The sequence below is a fragment of the Limnoraphis robusta CS-951 genome (genome assembly GCF_000972705.2).
Genome location: NZ_LATL02000226.1, coordinates 1 through 18,684 on the forward strand (window position 1 = coordinate 1; position 18,684 = coordinate 18,684).

Genomic DNA, 18,684 nt, shown 5'->3' on the forward strand with positions numbered 1-18,684 from the left:
TATATGTACTATACCTGTCAAGTGGGTGTAATATGGTGTTTGATTAATTAATAATTATCCTGTAGGGGCGGGTTCGGTGCCGATGTGTGTCTCTCATCAACTCTTTAGGTAAACCCGCCCAACTCCTGATATGATATCGCCTTGATTAATTCTATTGGTGGAGTGGGGCGGGTTTATCTTAATCTCTCAGTAGTAGTCAAAATCTCGTAGAACCCGCCCCTACAGAATCATTATTGATGAGTTGGATATGATATGAGGGCAATATTTGGGTGTAATATTTGGGTTACGGGTTTTAGAGGATAATTAAACTGTCTAGAGGTTCTTCTAAAGAAGGGGGAACGTCCGTTAACTGGCGGTGCATTTTGAGGATAATTTCTTCGGGGACTTGACGGGGGCGGTTTTGGTTGCGTTGGAGACATATTTCTAACGGAGTATTCACCCAAACGGCAAAAATGGGATGAAAACCGATTTCTCGTGCTACAGTAATAACATCTTTACGTTGACGGCGTTGAGTATTTGTGGCATCATAAATGACATCTGTAGCCTCTTGAACTGCTTTTTGAAATTGTTGTTGGACTTTACTCCAAACCCTCAACCAAGGCCCTTGAATCGCCTCATCACCAAACAGTTGCGCCCGAATGGTATCAGTAGAAATTAATTGATAATCAGGATGATTAACTTTGAGTTGGGTTGCGAAAAAAGACTTCCCGCTACCAGGAAGTCCGATCATTAAAATTAATTGACTCATTTAAAACGGTTTGCACGGGTGATATGATGTCCGGTTGATTAATTCTGTTGGTGGGGTGGGGCGGGTTGATCTCAATCTCTCAGTAGTCGTTACAGATCTTGGCTGAACCCGCCCCTACAGAATCATTATTGATTAGTCGGACATGATATGATTTCTGTACAGAAATAACCGGAATTTGATGCACCCTACCCATGATTTAAAAGGGTTTGATGCACCATAACCCGATCTAAATGACTGTACCATCAGGAATGACAGCATTTTTCAAGACAACAACAATTCCACTGCGGATATAGAACCCAAGTTCCTCCCGCTCTGCATATTCTACATCTTCTTTATTGGTGATGGTAACATTGTTACCAATCCGAGCATTTTTATCAATAATTGCTCGACGAATGGTAGTATCTGCACCAATTCCCATCGGGATTTTACCTTTTTTCAAATTCGATTCACGTTCGGCGAAGGGTTCGTAATAATCAGAACCCATCACTAATGTATCTTCAATAACGCAACCGGCTTCAATGCGAGAACGCAACCCTAATACACTGTGATCAATTCGGCATTTTTTGAGAATACAACCTTCTGAAATAATCGACTCTGTGATTTGACAATCGAGAATCTTAGAAGGGGGTAAATAACGGGAGCGAGTGTAAATGGGGGCTTTTTCGTCGTAGAAACTAAAAGGCGGTTGGGGTTGTTGAGTTAACGCCAGGTTAGCATTGTAAAAGGCTTCAATCGTTCCGATGTCTTCCCAATAGTCCTTAAACAGATAAGCCTGAACGTTATGATCTGCGGCTGCATTCGGAAGTATTTCTTTACCGAAATCGGTTTGTTCGGGATGTTCACTCAGTAACTTAATCATCACATCTCGGTTAAAGACATAAATCCCCATCGATGCAATAAAGGGATTTTCTTTGGCTTCTTCCGGTGTGAGTCCTAAAGTAGTGGTATCAACCGCCATTTTATTGAGGGCGTCACCCTTGGGCTTTTCGCTAAAATCAACAATACGACCTGTATCATCAATTTTCATCAAACCAAAATCAGAAGCCCGTTTTTCATCAATGGGCAGTACCGATAGGGTAATATCTGCCTTAGTATCAATATGACGCTGGACAAATTCTCGATAGTCCATGCGATAGAGGTGGTCGCCCGAGAGAATCAAATAATAATCAACATTCCACTCCGCAAATAACCAGAGATACTGACGAACCGCGTCTGCTGTCCCTTGAAACCAATTCGGGTTACTGGCGGTTTGTTGGGCGGCGAGAACCTCTGTAAACCCATCGGTAAAGCCCGAAAAGTTGTAAGTCCGAGAAATGTGACGGTTCAGAGATGCCGAGTTAAACTGAGTCAGGACGTAAATTTTAAGAATTTCTGAATTGATACAATTACTGATAGGAATGTCAATCAGTCGATATTTACCCGCTAAAGGGACAGCAGGCTTGGCCCGTAGCTTGGTTAGGGGATAAAGACGGGTACCAGCGCCGCCACCGAGAATGATCGCTAAAACTTTTTTCACAAAAACTACCTCTTATCTGCCAATGTTTTCTCAAGTTCAGTGTCCGACTGTAAGCCCAAATTGACAAGGGGGAAAGCAAAAAACGTCGGTTAAGATTGGGTTATGATTCCACTCTAGGTGATCATCGAGTAACAGGGGTCTGCTAATACTGATCTGTTCCTTTCCCCAACTTCAAGACCTGTTAGAATCAGAAATGATCCCTAAAACCCTGATTACAAAAATTGTCTAAGGGATAAACATCTCATCTCAAAACGCTGAACAGTTTACTAATCCGCGATTCAATACATTGCTTTTTTCGCGTTCAGTCTAGCACTCTGAACTCGAATGTTTCCTCTATCATCAGACAGAGCCAGATCGCCATATTAATCAATACGAATGGACATCGGAATGCTTAATTATCGCAGTTCGACAATCACCTTCTCCAACAAGACACGATAAGCTTGTTAGAAGGAAGACCCAATCGAGTTGGCATGACGACTTGTTTGTGTAGACATCATACCATCCGAGGTACTCCTCTAAACAGTCAATAGCAAACAGGGAACAGGCAACAGGGGAGGCAGGGGAGGCAGAGAAGCCAGAGGATGTACTTAACTCAAACAGGTGACTGGTGTCGGGTGTTGGCTGTTGGGTGTTGGGTGTTGGGGTAGCCAAGAAGCTAATCGCTCAAATCTCGTTATGAAACCGGATTTTTGCAAAACAGCAAGAATAAAACATTGAGACTCTACTGTGCGGAACTCAATCTACAATTAGGCTTAAACCCTTTCATCGCCGAATACCCAACCCTCGTTGTTATCCTAGCCCTGAAATCCGTCGAGAAAATCCTCCTAGCAATTGCATATTATCCTCAAACCAAACGTACCTAACAATACCCCAATGGTTATGGCACAAACATTGTGTGATTCCATCAGACCTCCCCATTCATTCTTCTCATAGGAGATGTTCCGATGACGTTCTTACTAGCCGAAACAACTCAATTGGGGTTGGAAATCTCCCCAACCCAGTCCTACCAGGCATGGCAACAAAGCCAAGCCTACTCAACGCCCAGCCGTCGCTGGAATGCCTATCTCAATCAACTCTGTCTCGACGCGGTACTTCCTTGGCTACAAGAAGAGTATGACCCCCTCGCTCAACCCTCAACACTACCCTCGAGTATTTGGGAACTGGTAGACGGTGTTGTGATTACCCTTGGCCTTACACGACTGATTTTGATACCCAGCGAAACCATCGACACCGATGAATTTCGGGTTCCTCAAGAATGGGTCGATATTCCGAGTTGGATGGGAGATTATTACCTCGCTGTACAAGTCAATCCAGATGAACAGTCGGTGAAAATTTGCGGTTATACCACTCATGCTCACCTGAAAACTCAAGGTCAATACAATTGGAGAGATCGCACCTACAGTTTAGAAGCAGACGAACTCATCGCCGATATAAACGTTCTCTGGGTGGCTCGCCAATTCTGTCCCCAAGAACAAACTCGCAGCTCTGTCGCTCCCTTACCCCGCTTAACAACCGCCCAAGCTGAAAACCTCGTCCAACGCTTGAGTGATTCTGAAATTGTTGTTCCTCGACTCGCCGTTCCCTTTGAACTGTGGGCCTCCCTTCTCGAACACAATCAATGGCAACCCCTTTGTCAACAACGCCGAGGTCAACAAACTTCGATTAACTTAAGCCGTTGGTTTGATCATCTATTTGACAGCGTTTGGCAGTCTATCGACACTTTATTTCCCACTTCACAACCCTTGGCTTTCAATTTCCGTCGCACCCCAAACGCTCCTGAACAGGAAATGCAACGGGTCAAACAAATTCACCTGGGAACTTTACAAGCCTCAACCGTCGTCGTGCTATTAGTGGGATTAGGGGTCGAAACCGATGGCCGTATAGGAGTGCGGGTACAGCTTCATCCTCAACCGAATCATTCTTACCTTCCGGCTCATGTTAGATTAACCTTACGCTCAGAATCCCGAGAAGTATTGCGCTCAGTAGAAGCTCGGACTGAAGATAACTATATTCAAATCCCCCGATTTAAATGTTCACCAGGATTTCGCTTTACTGTCGAGATTTCGTGGGAGAATACAAACATCACAGAACATTTCCAAGTTTAAATCATTCCTAACCTTTAATAGTTAATTAACGAAAAGGAAAGAAGTTTTAAGCGGAGCATCAGTACGGAATTTGGAAATTGCCACAAATCTCTCATGCCTAGTCTAACGTCCTCAATCAGCCGCTCAAAATCCGTCGAAAACGGAAGTAAGTCTGTTGTCTTAAACTTCGGTAACGGCAACACTCAGCAGGGTTGTTCGATGATTGTCGCCAATTTGTGGACATCGGCATCTTTTCCCCCGATTCGATTAACTGGGAGTTTACCTCCGGCTTTAGAATTAGCCCAACTTTACAAGCGTTGGCGATCGCTTTTTGAAGCCCTCAACCATCGCTTAAGCTGGCGGCGTGGTGTTGTAGATCTAGCAATTGAGTTTGATGAACAAGACATTGCTCAAGTTTCTCAAGTTGAATTTTTTGAGTTATCAAGACAGTTAAAGCAATCTCTCAACCAATGGTTAGATTCGGGATCATTTGGTCGGATAGAACGCAGGTTACGCACCCAACTCTCACCCCATGAAGAAATTCGCGTCATCATTGAAACCGATGATCCTGTGATGCGACGACTCCCCTGGCATCTGTGGAATTTTTTTGAAGACTACCCCGCATCAGAAGTCGGTTTGAGCAGCAGCTTAGAAGCTGAACGAATCGAACCGACACACCGATCTCCGGGTGGTACTGTGAGAATTTTAGCGATTCTGGGTAATTCTCACGGCATTGATATCGAACAAGATCGAGCTTTACTCGAACATTTACCGGGTGCCAAAACAGTCTTTTTAGTTGAACCTCGACGCAGTGAATTAAACCGACTGTTGTGGGATGAAGAAGGATGGGATATTCTGTTTTTTGCTGGACATAGTTCCAGTCACATTAGCGGCGCTACAGGATTTATTAATATTAATCACGATGAAGCGATTACCGTCATCGAGTTAAAATTTGCCCTACAAGCGGCGATCGCTAGAGGTTTACAACTCGCCCTTTTTAACTCCTGTGATGGCTTAGGACTCGCTCGACAACTGGCTGATCTACAGATTCCTCAATTAGTTGTCATGCGTGAACCAGTACCCGATCAAGTCGCCCAAGCATTTTTGAAACATTGGCTGAGTGCTTTTTCTACAGGAACGTCTTTTTATCGCTCAGTACGAGAAGCCCGAGAAAAATTACAAGATTTAGAACCCGAATATCCCTGTGCTTGCTGGCTTCCGGTTATTTGTCAAAATCCGACTGTCATTCCTCCGACTTGGCTAGAACTCCGAGGAAACCGACAGATCCCGGCTCATTCAATCGCGGCTTTTGGGGCGATCGTGACGGTTTTAGTAATCGCCTTGCGATCGCTCGGTTTGATGCAAGGATGGGAACTCAAAGCTTACGATCAACTGTTGCGACTGCGCCCTTTTGAAGAAGTTGATTCTCGTGTATTAGTCGTAGAAGCTACGGAAAAAGATATCCAAAAATACGGGGGTTTTCCTCTACCGGATCACACCTTAGTCAAACTGATTGAAAAACTCAAATCTTATCAACCGCGAGTCCTGGGAATTGATATTTATCGTGATGTTCCCAGAGAACCGGGTCATGCCCAGTTGCTCAAACAGTTGACTGAAAATCAGAATTTAATCGCAGTTTGTAGTGCTTCTGAGAGTAGAAATCTGAATAAACCTGGGGTTGCTCCTCCCCCGAATATTCCCAAAAAACGACTCGGATTTACCGATGTGGTAGTTGATTCTGATGATATTCTACGTCGGCATTTATTATTTATGAATCCCGATAGTAATTCACCCTGTCAAACTGAATTGTCTTTAAGTTTTCAGTTGGCTCAAAATTATCTAAGGGTAGAAGGCATTACCCCTCTATTGAGAGCCGATGAATCTGTACAGATGGGTGACGTTGTATTTAAACCCTTAGCAAAACCCTCTGGAGGCTATCAAAAATTCGATAATCGGGGATTTCAACTGTTACTGAACTATCGGGCTATTGATCAAAATCAACTGCAACGAGTTACCTTTTCTCAAATTTTAGAAGGTGAAGTTGATCCCGATTCAATCAAGGATCGTTTAGTTTTAATTGGGATTAGTGCGCCGATTTCAACGGATTATTTTTCGACCCCTTATAGTTTTCGTTCAACTGAGCATCAAAAAATGCCCGGAGTGGTTCTACAAGCCCAAATGATCAGTCAAATTCTCAGTAGTGTACTTGATGGACGTCCTCTGATTTGGGTTTGGAGTCAATGGGGGGATTGGGTGTGGATCGGAAGTTGGTCTATAGTGGGAGGTATTATTGCTTGGCATCATCATCGATTCTCAAGTTGGACTCCTGTTGTCGGAGTGGCAGTTGTCACCTTATCCGGCATCTGTTACATCTTTTTACTTTGGGGGGGATGGGTTCCAATCGTTCCATCTAGTTTGACTTTGGTGATCACTGCCGTTTGTCCATTTTTATTGAAAAATCAATAAAATTATACGGTTGAGAGATGCCTTTGAACTCTATATATTTTTAGTGCATCGAGAGTTGTACTTAGTTAGTCAAAGTTGACAAGCTAAATCAACAGTTTTTAACTTTTCCTTTCAATTTAAACTCAACTGAATTGGGGAAATTTCAGCAAAGCATTTACGATTCAACCGGGGAGTAGAAATAATCATGCTGTGGAAGAACCGATTCTCTCAGTCCATTCAACTTGCTGTGACTCTAATTTTAGTCGGGATCGAGTTGGCTAGCCCTCCGTTGGTGATGTCGAATTCCTCCTCGCAAAGCGATCGCAAGAATAATTCAGGTTCAAACCAAACCACTCTCAATTTTCAACCTCCCAACCGAGGAGCGCCAGGAACTCGAGCGGATGCTGGAAGTCGAGGCGGATCAGGACAATGTTCTAAGCTAGAAAAACCCATTACCGCTTTGATCCCGACGACAAACTGGGGTGAAACGTTAGCCGCTCATCCGACGTTCTGGTTATATATTCCCACGTCTTCGGCGACGGTGGAGTTGGTATTGAAGCCTGAAGGTAGCGATGAGGTGGTTTATGAAGTCAAATTTCCTGTCACTCAAGGGCCAGGTATTGTCAGCTTTCGTCCCCCTGAAACCGCTCCTCCTCTAGAAGAGGGTAAGGCTTATCGCTGGATGTTTAACTTTTACTGCTCTTCTGAGGTGTTGAATGCTTCCACGAGATCGAATATTCCAAGCAATTTTACCGTTAGTGGAATTGTGGCTCGTGTTGCTCCGTCTAGAGCGCTCAAACAACAGTTAGAAAAAGCCGGATTAACAGAGAAACTTGATCTCTATGCTGAAAATGGTCTGTGGTACGAAACTTTAACTCAACTGGCTGAACTGCGGCGCACTGAACCTCAAAATCCTAAAGTTGCGGATCAGTGGATGGATCTATTACAACATAAAGCTGTTCTGCTTAATAATATCGCTCAAGAACCTATATTAGCTTGTTGTCAGCTTGAACCTAAAAATACCCTGTCTCTCCCGTTTAAGCCAAAATGAGCAAATTGAGACTCCCATCCCTTTAGGGAGGAGAGGATGTCAACGTATCCCTACCGTACTCAAGGCAGAATTCAGTATATTGATTGCGGCGTTATGATCTCTATCTAACTCGCATCCACACCGACAAATATGAGTTCGAGTTGATAGAGATTTTTTAACTGTTGTTCCACAATTTGAGCAGTTTTGGGAGGTATAAGCCGGGTTAACGGCAACCGTTACCCGACCAAACTTGCTGCCAAAATACTCTAACCATTTCCTGAATTGATACCAACCCGCATCATTAATCGACTTAGCTATAGCGCTACTTGAATCGGGAACAGGGAACGGGGAACAGGGAACAGCAGACTATGAAAGGGTTTCAGAATCTAAAAATGTCCTAACCAATTTGCGTAGTGCTATAGACAGTGGTTTTTAACAAGATTGCCGGGAATTCCCCATCCCCTCGTGGGTGGGGCGGGAGAGGCAAGTCAATCTATCGGGCTTACCATCAATCCTTTTTGCGCTTATCAAAGAATCTAGCAATAGCCGACCAACACCGTTCTACAGACGCCTGGCAAGCGTGGGAATTCAAGTCTTTAACAAAAGGGTACATGGCTCGGATTCAGTTAGTGAACTGGAGGTTTATCCTGGTCTGGTGCCAAAATCACGGAAGCTTCCGCCAAATCCGCCAACGTTGGTTTGATAGTCTCTAAGGTGTCCTCGGTTAATAACCTGACCTGTTCCCCTGTTTTCACTTATTAACACAACAGTTTTGCAGTGGGTAGGCAAAATTTTTTTTCTTAACCTTTGAATCGGAATTTACTGTTTATCATTATCGTATTTCGATCAAAACATCCGTGAATTCACTGAATCCCTTTACATTGTGAAACAAAAACAGGTTTACATTTTGAAACAAAAACAGGTTTACATTTTGAAATAAAAAAAATGCGGAAAAACTATTGACAAAGAAGAAAAAAAATTGATATTATTCAAACATCAGGAGGGCAAAAGAAAAAACAAATTCCTAAGCCCAAATGAAATCCAAATCAACAATGAGAAAAAGGTAAAAAACCATGGCTGTCGAAAAAACCAATTCTTCCTCTAGTTTGGCTGAAGTTATTGATCGCATCCTTGATAAAGGGATTGTTATTGATGCTTGGGCTCGTGTGTCTCTTGTGGGAATTGAATTATTGGCAATTGAAGCCCGAGTCGTGATCGCTTCTGTTGAAACCTACCTGAAATATGCTGAAGCTGTTGGTCTGACTCAATCGGCTGCGGTTCCTGCCTAAGAATTGATAGAGATTCTTCAATTGCGAGATTGAAGAATCTTCAAATTCTCAATCGGTGCCTGCTTTTCTTGAACCCCCGAACTTTCGGAAAACTTCCTACGATAAGGGTGCGGGAAAAGCAGGCAGGTGTTTCTTTTTTTAACCCCAGTTGCTGTCAATGTTTCGGCTGGTGAGTGGGGTTAACCCATGAATTAGTGTTATTGAGGAGAACCCCCCATGACTGGTCTCATGGAAAAATTCCGACAGGAGCGTTCATCAATCGCTGAAGAAGTGGCTGAACTCTGCCTAGATGTCCAAACTTTTCTGTCGGATGTCCAACTTGAAAGACAACAAAAAGCTGAAGATCAAGCGATTTTCCTCCGCCAATTTCACAAAAATTTGCACCAAGAAAATCGGATGTTTTTAACAGCTATCCAACAAGAACGTCTGTCTCAAGCTCAAAAACAAGCGATTTTCCTCCGCAAATTTCACAAAAACTTGCAACAAGAAAATCGGATGTTTTTAACAGCCACCCAAAAAGAACGTCTAGCTCAAGCGAAGCAGCAAAAACAAAATTTGCGTCAATTTCGTCAAGAGTTGTCTATCTGTGTTTTTGGAAAATAATTCTCTAGGTTCGTTCTAACCCGAATCAAGGCTAGAGTAAAAAACCCTCTAGTCGCTTTTTTGCCAGCTAAACTAGAGGGTTATCATTAAAATACAACAATGAGTTTTAGGTTTTACACCATGTGTGACTAATTCTGCTTCTTTGAGATCCTAAACTCAATTTAGAAGTAGAACTCCTGTCCTTACGGATTCAGGATTCCTGCAAATAAAGTGCTAGTTACTTTTTACCATTAGCAGGCAATAACGGCTAGTCTTACCGCCTACAGATTCCTAAAACCTGTAGATAACCTAAGTATAGCACTGTTTTTACAAACTACCACATCTTTATTGCAAGTTGTGAGCTTTCTTCACTGCTCAAATTCATTGACATTTACTGAATTTCCACCATGACAGTTGTTGAACATCAAACAAGAAGATCCGTTCTCCGCCTTCGCCCTGGTCAATTTGTCATCACACCGTCGATCCATCAAATGGCAACCCGGGCATTACGTTACTTACACTCTGGTTTTTCCATTCATTTGCGTGGCCCAGCAGGAACCGGTAAAACCACACTGGCAATGCACCTCGCCAATTCTTTAGCCAGACCTGTGATGCTTCTTTTCGGAGATGATGACTTCACTAGTTCAGATTTAATTGGGAGTCAGTCCGGTTATACCCATAAAAAACTGATGGATAACTATATCCACAGCGTTCTCAAAGTTGAGGACGAACTCAAACACAATTGGGTAGATTCTCGATTTACAATGGCTTGTCGAGAAGGATTTACGTTAGTTTATGACGAGTTCAACCGTTCTCGACCGGAAGTCAACAACGTTTTACTCTCCGCCTTAGAAGAAAAAATCCTCACCCTGCCACCGAGTAGTAATCAACCCGACTATCTGCAAGTCCATTCTCAATTTCGGGCAATTTTTACCTCCAATCCAGAAGAATATTGTGGAGTTCATTCGACTCAAGATGCCTTAATGGATCGGTTAGTAACGATTAGTATGCCCGAACCCGATGAACTGACTCAGACTGAAATCCTAGCCCAAAAAACAGGAATTCGTCGAGAAGATGCTTTATTTATTGTGAACCTCGTCAAAACATTCCGTCTGAAAACTGCCGCCGAAAAAACGTCGGGTTTGCGATCTTGTTTAATAATTGCCAAAGTCTGCGCTGAACACGATATTATTGCCACCCCCGATCAAGCAGATTTCCGGGATATTTGTGCAGATGTTCTCTTATCACGGAGCAATTTATCCATTGGTGAATCGACAACCATTTTATGGGAAATTCTGAACGAAAAGCCAACGGAATCCTTACCGGGTTTAGAGCCAACAGATAGTCCAGTTGCAAGCGCGTTGCCTGCCGATCCTTTTGAGTGAAACCAACCATGACTTTCTCTACTTCTGCCTCACCGATTAAAACCCACTCAAATAACACCCTAACAACGGCGACTCAAGGTTCAAGTTTAGCGGATGTCCTTGAACGAGTTTTAGATAAAGGAATTGTGATTGCTGGCGATATTTCTGTTGCGATCGCCACGACAGAACTCCTGCATATCCGCATTCGTCTGTTAATTTCCTCTGTTGATAAAGCACGGGAAATAGGAATTAATTGGTGGGAAGGTGATCCCTATCTCCATAGCCAATCCCAAACTTTATTAGCAGAAAATCAAGAACTTTCACGCCGACTTCAGACTCTAGAAACCGAACTTCAAACCTTAAAATCCTTAACCCAAGCGAGTGCAATAGAAAACCATGATTCCAACCCGAACGGTAAAGCACATCCCAAAAAGCCAAAAAATCCCCGGCTTAAATCCTAACAAGTTAGAGAGTATCTTCCGTCATTTGAACTTAGATAAAATTTCAAGTTTGCGAAGTTCTACACTTGAACTTCACCGTCAAAAACAAATTCACTAGCTTCGATTATGACACTTGTTTGCACACCTTGTAATTCGGATAATGAGCTTTTACCTACCTCTTCAGAAAATAAGAGTAAAGCGGGTTTAGCACCTTTACTTTTAACTGTGGTAGAACTGGTACGCCAGTTGCTAGAAGCTCAAATTATTCGCCGGTTGGAAGGGGGAACTCTCAGCGATTCAGATTTAGATAGAGCCGCAGAAAGTCTCCAAAAATTACAAGAACAAATTCTACATTTGTGTACAATTTTTGAAGTCGATCCGAAGGAGTTAAATATCGATCTTGGAGAATTGGGTAGCCTTTTACCCACTCCAGGAAGCTATTATCCCGGAGAAAGTAGTGCCAATCCTTCTTCAATTTTGGAATTGGTTGACCGACTTTTAAATACTGGAGTTGTCGTCGAAGGAAATGTCGATATAGGTTTAGCACAACTTGATTTAATTCATCTAAAGCTTCGGTTAGTGTTAACATCTCAGCCTATTTAATTTTGGAGATTATTTATGACTATGGGTCTTTATTTATATGGAATATTTCCCGAGAAAATTCCGGATGAAATGGTTTTGGAAGGGATTGATAAGGAACCAGTGCATAGTGAATTCATTTCGGGATTTAGTTTTCTCTACTCTCTGGCTCATAAAGAAAAATATTTAGCTTCCCGTCGCCATTTAATTTGCCATGAAACAGTCTTAGAAAATGTTATGGAAGCAGGATTTCGCACCCTGCTACCCTTACGTTTTGGATTGGTTATCAAAACCTGGGAAACGGTAACACAACAATTGATTGTTCCTTACCAGGATCAACTCAAGGATTTATTTGCCAAATTGTCAGGAAAACGAGAAGTTAGCATTAAGATTTTTTGGGATAGCCAGTCTGAATTACAAAGAATTCTGGAAGTTAACCAGGAGTTAAAACAGCAACGGGATGCCATGATCGGTAAAAACCTGACGATGGAAGAAATTATCCATATTGGTCAACTGATTGAAAATAGTTTATTCCAACGGAAACAAGACATTATTCAAGTGTTTCGGGATAACTTAAACGATGCAACTCAAGAGGTTGTAGAAAATGATCCGATGACGGATGATATGATTTACAACGCCGCCTATTTAATTCCTTGGGATCAAGAACCTGAATTTAGCCAAAAAGTCGAAGCAATTGACCAAAAATTTGGAGATCGCTTGCGAATTCGCTATAACAATTTAACAGCACCCTATACCTTTGCTCAACTCGTGTAAGGAGATTATAACTTATGTTTTTTGATCTTTTATGCTTGCCGATTACTGGACCGATTGGGGGTTTGATGTGGATCGGGGAGAAAATTCAGGAGCGTGCAAACACCGAATATGATGACACCGAAAATTTGCACAAACTGTTATTATCCTTACAACTGGCTTATGATATGGGCGATATTTCTGAGGAAGAGTTTGAAATTCAGGAAGAAGAACTGTTATTAAAAATTCAAGCCTTAGAAGAAGAGTCTGTAGAAAACCAGTCTGAATAATCTCTCAAAAATTTATGAGTAGAAAAAATCAAAACGATTGTTTGATTCATTATCCTACTCTTGCGTTTTCAAACTTTATTGATACTAGCTAGAGATCGGATATTTTTTTCTCTCATAACTTTTCTTGGTAAAGGCGGGTTTTACAAGATCAAGAATTCGAGGAATCCCCTCAAGTTTAACCCGCTCTTTCTTAAGCCTTAATATTCCAGCTCAAAGGCTTGAAAATTATTGGAGGAGTGAGCAACAGGTTTAGAAGGATGAAGCATTTTAGGGACATTGGGATTAGCTTGACGCAAATCTTGGATATTCTGTTCTGTACTCTCAATTTGATGATTCAGAACCGTTAGACGATTTTCTAACTGCTGAATGCGCTGATCCATAAATTTTAATTCTTTTTGGATGCGTTGTTTTTCAGTAATCAACTTATAAAGTTCAAGTTGCTGAGATGCTTCAGATTTATTCCGAGGCATGGTGCTAATCTTAGGTTTAATTGGGCTGGGAAGACGATGGTTTGCCATAACAATTCCTCAATAGTTTATAATCTTATTATAGCGAAGAATTGAGTGTTGTACATGGCTTTCTTAAAAAAGACCTCAAACAAAAATTTAACACTCCGATACAAAGATTTGTAAAAGTTTTGAATTTTTCCTTGGATGAGTCCTATGAAATTGTATAATTTATATACTTACGCTTTTTTAAAAACCCCAACAGAAAAATTAAAATTACCTGTTGGAATTACCAACCCCGTGTTACTGATAACTTCTGGTACTCTCTCAGCCGTAGTTGAACCCGAAGTCTGTTTAGACACCTTACAAAATGATGAAGAATGCTTGATTCAAGCCGTTTTATGTCATGATCGGGTAATCTACGAATTGTTTCAGCAAACGACTGTTTTACCCTTACGTTTTGGCATCTCGTTTATAGAGGCTAAAAATTTACTCATCCATCTCAATTCTAATGCCCAAGAATACCAAGACAAAATCGAACAACTCGAGGGAAAAGGGGAATATCTTTTAAAATGTATTCCGCGTAAGCTACAGGAACCTGTGCTATCCCCAGATTTGGGAGGAAGACAATATTTTTTAGCTAAAAAACAGCACTATCAAGCCCAACAAAACTTTGATATTCTCCAAGGAGCTGAATGGCAAAATATCGTTCATTTAGTGACAGAGAGCTATCCATCAACGATTATTATTGCTTCGACTGAAGCCGAATCAAGAATTTATCTTTTAGTCAAATTTAAAGATGAATATTTACTAACCGATCAGTTCTTAAATTGGCAAAAAGCTTGTCCCCGTTGGGAATTACAATTAGGACAAGTTTCTCCACCCTATCACTTTATTTAACTGAGTTTCTGTATGAATAATTTTAACTCGGTCAACAACCTCCTTAACCGTTATGACTCCCGCCATTTGGTCATGTTTAGTGGCAAAGGAGGAGTCGGAAAAACGACCCTTTCCTGTGGGTTTGCCCGCCGTTGGGCTAAATTATTTCCCGATGAACAAATCCTATTAATCTCAACAGATCCTGCCCATTCTTTAGGAGATGTATTACAAACTCAAGTCAGCGATGAAGCCTTACCCTTAGACGACTTGCCTAACTTAAAAGTTAGGGCGTTAGATGCCGGAAAATTACTGTTAGAATTTAAAGAAAAATACGGAAAATATTTAGAACTTTTAGTTGAACGCGGCAGCTTTGTGGAAGGGCAAGATTTAAGCCCCGTTTGGGATTTAGACTGGCCCGGTTTAGATGAAATTATGGGGCTATTAGAAATTCAACGATTACTGGCAGAAAATATTATAGATCGAATAGTCGTTGATATGGCTCCCTCCGGTCATACCTTAAATCTATTAGGAATTAAAGACTTTTTAGAGATTATTTTAAATTCTTTAGAATTATTTCAAAAGAAACATCGCGTTATTTCCCAAACCTTCTCAAAAACCTACAATACCGATGAAGTTGATGACTTCTTGGTCAAAATGAAAGCGGAATTAACCGAAGGGAAGAAACTGCTGCAAGATTCCCACTTCACCATTTGTTTAATCGTGGCAATTGCCGAACCCATGAGTTTATTAGAAACTGAACGATTAATCAATAGCTTGCATAACTTAAATATTCCCTGCGGTGGCTTATTTATTAATCGGATTATCAGCCAGAAAACTCTGAATTTAGATCGCTATAGTGAGCAACAAGAAATCCTCGAAAAATTCCTCAAAATTCCCAGTCAAGAAGAGATTTTTACTCTTCCCCAACAATCAACAGAACCCCTGGGCGGTGAAGCGTTAGATCAGATTATGAGCCAAATTAAAACTCTCGAAACCGTAGAATTAATTCCCCCGCCTGAAATTCAATGGCCGCAAAAAATTCTCCCGATTTTTAATGATTTTATCACCGAAAAACGTCAACTGATTATTATTGGAGGTAAAGGAGGTGTCGGAAAAACTACGGTTGCGGCTGCCATTGGTTGGGGGCTAGCTCATCGTCATCCCGAGCAAAAAATTAGAATTATTTCTATTGATCCCGCCCATTCTTTAGGAGATGCTTTTGGAGAGAAATTAGGACATCAACCCAGTGCCTTAACAGATAATTTAAGTGGTCAAGAAGTCGATGCGGATATCATTTTAGAAAAATTTAGGGATGATTATCTGTGGGAACTGGCAGAAATGATTAGCGGTGAAGGAAAAGAAGACGGAGTTATCAAACTTGCTTATACTCCTGAAGCTTGGCGACAAATTGTAGCTCAATCCTTACCCGGAATTGATGAAATGTTATCGTTAGTAACGGTGATGGATTTATTAGACCAAAAACAACAAGATCTGATTATTTTAGATACAGCACCTACAGGCCATCTCTTGCGTTTTTTAGAAATGCCAACGGCTTTAGGAGATTGGTTAGCGTGGATTTTTAAACTGTGGATGAAGTATCAAAATGTATTAGGACGTTTAGATTTAATGGGACGATTGCGAACCTTAAGGCAACAGGTGATGCAAGCTCAGAAAAAATTAAAAGACCCCCAACATACCGAATTTATTGGGGTTCTGCAAGCCCAAGATGCTATTATTGCCGAACAAGTTCGATTAACCGCATCGTTGAAAAAAATGGGAGTCTATCAACGTTATGTCGTGCAGAACCGCTATCAAACCGATGAGGAAATTGCTCGGGATTTATTTCCCGAGCAAATGCTGATTCGCTTACCTAGTTTACCTCGGTCAGTGAAAGCGCTAGACCGAGTGAAAGGGGCGGCGGATCTTTTGTTTTAACGGCATCTCGTCGGTGTTTAACCTTAGATGCCTTAACCTCATCCTTCCCCCAGCCCCTATCCTTCAATTGATTCTGGAGAAATTTTATGACAGACTTATTCAAAGGTTTTGAGCAATTGGTTGAACTGGCGAAGACCTTGGAAGAAAAAATTGAAAAAGGAGAAATTAAAACTGAAGTGCAGTTTAGTTCTCGTCCCTTGAGCAATATTCCCCGTTCTGGTGGCATTCCCCGTCCAGGCGGCATTCCCCGTCCAGGAAGTTCTGGTGGGGGTGATTTTGAGGTGAATCGCAATAGCCCATCTTCCCCCGCAGATTCAGGATTTGGAGACACTATCATGCCCCCCTCTGAGGAACCGACAACCGCCTCCCTCAAAGATGTTGGTGGATTGGCAGAAGTTCTAAAAGAACTCAAAGAACTGATTGCCATTCCCCTAAAACGCCCCGACTTGTTAGCCAAATTAGGACTCGAACCTACTCGTGGCGTTCTCTTAGTTGGCCCCCCTGGAACCGGCAAAACCCTGACCGCCCGCGCCTTAGCAGAAGAACTCGGCGTTAACTATATTGCCTTAGTGGGGCCAGAGGTGATGAGTAAATATTATGGGGAAGCCGAACAACGACTACGGGGAATTTTTGAGAAAGCGGCTAAAAATGCCCCTTGTATTGTGTTTATTGACGAAATTGATAGCATAGCACCCGACCGCAGCAAAGTGGAAGGGGAAGTGGAAAAACGACTGGTTGCCCAACTGTTGAGTTTAATGGATGGCTTTGCTCAAACTCAAGGGGTGATTCTTCTCGCTGCGACTAACCGTCCTGACCATCTTGACCCTGCCTTACGCCGTCCGGGACGCTTTGACCGAGAAGTGCAGTTCCGTGTCCCCGACCGCAATGGACGTTTAGAAATCCTCCAAATTCTTACCCGTTCTATGCCCTTGGATGAATCGGTTTCCTTAGAGCTAATCGCCGATAATGCGGTGGGATTTGTGGGGGCTGATTTAAAAGCGGTTTGTCAAAAAGCTGCCTATAGTGCTTTGCGGCGTCAGGTTCCTACCCTGGAAGCCAAAATTCCAGAAACCATGACGGTGAGTCAAGCAGACTTTTTACAAGCACTTAAAGAAGTTAAACCCGCCGTGTTACGGTCTGTGGAAGTGGAATCTCCCCATGTGGCTTGGGAGAATATTGGCGGACTGGAACAAATTAAACAAACCTTACAGGAATCTGTGGAAGGGGCTTTGCTCCATCCCCAATTATATTCACAAACCAAAGCTCAAGCCCCGAAAGGCATTTTGCTTTGGGGGCCACCGGGAACGGGGAAAACTTTATTGGCAAAAGCCGTTGCATCTCAGGCGCGAGCGAATTTTATTAGTATTAATGGGCCGGAACTCCTGAGTAAATGGGTGGGAGCCAGTGAACAGGCGGTACGGGAGTTATTTGCTAAAGCTCGACAAGCGGCTCCTTGTGTGGTGTTTATTGATGAAATTGATACCTTAGCCCCTGCCAGAGGCCGTTACAGTGGGGATTCGGGGGTGAGTGACCGGGTTGTCGGACAAATATTAACCGAGTTAGATGGGTTGCAAACGGGGGCGACAATTTTGGTGATTGGGGCAACAAATCGCCCTGATGCCTTAGACCCTGCCCTATTACGCGCTGGACGCTTGGATTTGCAGTTAAAAGTTGATTTACCCAATAGTTCCAGTCGTTTAGCCATTCTACAAGTCCATAATCAGGAACGTCCTTTACAAGATGTGGATTTAGGCTCTTGGGCGGAAGCAACGGAAGGCTGGAATGGGGCAGATTTGGCTTTGTTATCTAACCAAGCCGCAGTGATGGCAATTCGCCGTTATCGACATCAGGGAATGACCGTTCCGGCTGATATTCGGATTACAATGGATGATTTTAATCATGCTTACCAAGTTTTAGTTGAACAGCGTGCAACTTGATGTTTTTCTGCTCCAGAATGAACTTGTTGGTCAATTACCCCGACCCGCTAACGCTGAGGTCGGGGCTTGTATCTGGACTCCACCTCAACTCTAAGAATCTTTGCAGATTCTTAGCTTTGGTTTCTTCGTCCGACACATCGGGGGATACTGACAAAATCCCCGTACTTGCCCAGTCTTGCCGAACAAGCAATGTTCTCATGGCTACATTTCGCGCTCCCACCAAATCAGCATGGAGTGTATAGCCACAACACTCACATTTAAAAGTTAGACCCTGATTGGGTCTATTTTTTTTGGAGATATATCCACATCTGGGACACATCTGAGATGTGAACTGGGCTGGTACTTTTACAGCTAAAGACTGATTCAACAC

Annotated in this window: 18 protein-coding genes and 1 pseudogene; 14 read left to right on the forward strand and 5 right to left on the reverse strand. The window is 42.4% G+C overall.

The annotated features are described in order from the left end of the window. Positions 1-292: 292 nt before the first annotated feature. Positions 293-748, reverse strand: coding sequence for an AAA family ATPase (locus tag WN50_RS19155; RefSeq protein ID WP_046282247.1), 456 nt, complete (start codon positions 746-748; stop codon positions 293-295). A gap of 226 nt (positions 749-974) precedes the next feature. After that, positions 975-2,264, reverse strand: a complete 1,290-nt coding sequence (locus WN50_RS19160) for a glucose-1-phosphate adenylyltransferase (protein ID WP_046278432.1) — start codon at positions 2,262-2,264, stop codon at positions 975-977. A gap of 689 nt (positions 2,265-2,953) precedes the next feature. Between WN50_RS19160 and WN50_RS34740 the strand changes: the two genes are divergently transcribed. From WN50_RS34740 to WN50_RS19175, 4 genes are all read left to right on the forward strand, one after another. Beyond that, positions 2,954-3,127 carry a hypothetical protein gene (locus WN50_RS34740; protein ID WP_160315407.1) on the forward strand — a complete coding sequence of 58 codons (174 nt, stop codon included), beginning with the start codon at positions 2,954-2,956 and terminating at the stop codon, positions 3,125-3,127. Positions 3,128-3,208: 81 nt separating this feature from the next. Then, positions 3,209-4,369 (forward strand): DUF1822 family protein, encoded by a 1,161-nt coding sequence (locus WN50_RS19165; protein ID WP_046278433.1) that lies wholly within the window; start codon positions 3,209-3,211, stop codon positions 4,367-4,369. Positions 4,370-4,462: 93 nt separating this feature from the next. Next, positions 4,463-6,814 (forward strand): CHASE2 domain-containing protein, encoded by a 2,352-nt coding sequence (locus WN50_RS19170; RefSeq protein ID WP_046278434.1) that lies wholly within the window; start codon positions 4,463-4,465, stop codon positions 6,812-6,814. Between the two features lie 184 nt (positions 6,815-6,998). Next, positions 6,999-7,844, forward strand: coding sequence for a DUF928 domain-containing protein (locus WN50_RS19175; protein ID WP_049560363.1), 846 nt, complete (start codon positions 6,999-7,001; stop codon positions 7,842-7,844). Positions 7,845-7,883: 39 nt separating this feature from the next. On the opposite strand, the pseudogene WN50_RS32480 reads toward WN50_RS19175, so the two are convergent. After that, positions 7,884-8,141 (reverse strand): annotated as a pseudogene (locus WN50_RS32480) (RNA-guided endonuclease InsQ/TnpB family protein); the annotation flags it as partial. 755 nt (positions 8,142-8,896) lie between these two features. Between WN50_RS32480 and gvpA the strand changes: the two are divergent. The 7 genes from gvpA (at position 8,897) to WN50_RS19210 (ending at position 13,117) form a co-directional block, all read left to right on the forward strand. Beyond that, complete coding sequence (gene gvpA / locus WN50_RS19180) at positions 8,897-9,112, forward strand: gas vesicle structural protein GvpA (RefSeq protein WP_002735503.1); 216 nt, start codon at positions 8,897-8,899, stop codon at positions 9,110-9,112. Between the two features lie 216 nt (positions 9,113-9,328). After that, on the forward strand, positions 9,329-9,715 hold the full coding sequence (gene gvpC / locus WN50_RS19185) for a gas vesicle protein GvpC (RefSeq protein ID WP_046278435.1): 387 nt from the start codon (positions 9,329-9,331) through the stop codon (positions 9,713-9,715). A 386-nt stretch (positions 9,716-10,101) separates the two neighbouring features. After that, entirely contained in the window at positions 10,102-11,079 is a 978-nt protein-coding gene (gene gvpN, locus WN50_RS19190) for a gas vesicle protein GvpN (RefSeq protein ID WP_046278436.1), read from the forward strand. Positions 11,080-11,087: 8 nt separating this feature from the next. Further along, positions 11,088-11,519, forward strand: coding sequence for a gas vesicle protein (locus WN50_RS19195; protein ID WP_046278437.1), 432 nt, complete (start codon positions 11,088-11,090; stop codon positions 11,517-11,519). A 105-nt stretch (positions 11,520-11,624) separates the two neighbouring features. Then, positions 11,625-12,101 carry a gas vesicle protein K gene (locus WN50_RS19200; RefSeq protein ID WP_046278438.1) on the forward strand — a complete coding sequence of 159 codons (477 nt, stop codon included), beginning with the start codon at positions 11,625-11,627 and terminating at the stop codon, positions 12,099-12,101. A 15-nt stretch (positions 12,102-12,116) separates the two neighbouring features. Then, complete coding sequence (gene gvpF / locus WN50_RS19205; protein ID WP_046278439.1) at positions 12,117-12,851, forward strand: gas vesicle protein GvpF; 735 nt, start codon at positions 12,117-12,119, stop codon at positions 12,849-12,851. A gap of 14 nt (positions 12,852-12,865) precedes the next feature. Beyond that, positions 12,866-13,117 (forward strand): gas vesicle protein GvpG, encoded by a 252-nt coding sequence (locus WN50_RS19210; protein WP_046278440.1) that lies wholly within the window; start codon positions 12,866-12,868, stop codon positions 13,115-13,117. 197 nt (positions 13,118-13,314) lie between these two features. On the opposite strand, the gene WN50_RS19215 is transcribed toward WN50_RS19210, so the two are convergent. After that, positions 13,315-13,635 (reverse strand): gas vesicle protein, encoded by a 321-nt coding sequence (locus WN50_RS19215; RefSeq protein WP_046278441.1) that lies wholly within the window; start codon positions 13,633-13,635, stop codon positions 13,315-13,317. A gap of 135 nt (positions 13,636-13,770) precedes the next feature. On the opposite strand from WN50_RS19215, the gene WN50_RS19220 reads away from it, so the two are divergent. From WN50_RS19220 to WN50_RS19230, 3 genes are all read left to right on the forward strand, one after another. After that, positions 13,771-14,463 (forward strand): GvpL/GvpF family gas vesicle protein, encoded by a 693-nt coding sequence (locus tag WN50_RS19220; RefSeq protein WP_235441028.1) that lies wholly within the window; start codon positions 13,771-13,773, stop codon positions 14,461-14,463. Positions 14,464-14,475: 12 nt separating this feature from the next. Continuing rightward, positions 14,476-16,377: an ArsA family ATPase gene (locus tag WN50_RS19225; RefSeq protein ID WP_046278442.1), complete on the forward strand. Its 1,902-nt coding sequence runs from the start codon at positions 14,476-14,478 to the stop codon at positions 16,375-16,377. 86 nt (positions 16,378-16,463) lie between these two features. Further along, positions 16,464-18,314: an AAA family ATPase gene (locus WN50_RS19230; protein ID WP_046278443.1), complete on the forward strand. Its 1,851-nt coding sequence runs from the start codon at positions 16,464-16,466 to the stop codon at positions 18,312-18,314. Between the two features lie 34 nt (positions 18,315-18,348). Here the strand turns inward: WN50_RS19230 and WN50_RS19235 are convergent, their stop codons facing one another. Continuing rightward, positions 18,349-18,684: a zinc ribbon domain-containing protein gene (locus tag WN50_RS19235; RefSeq protein ID WP_049560372.1), complete on the reverse strand. Its 336-nt coding sequence runs from the start codon at positions 18,682-18,684 to the stop codon at positions 18,349-18,351.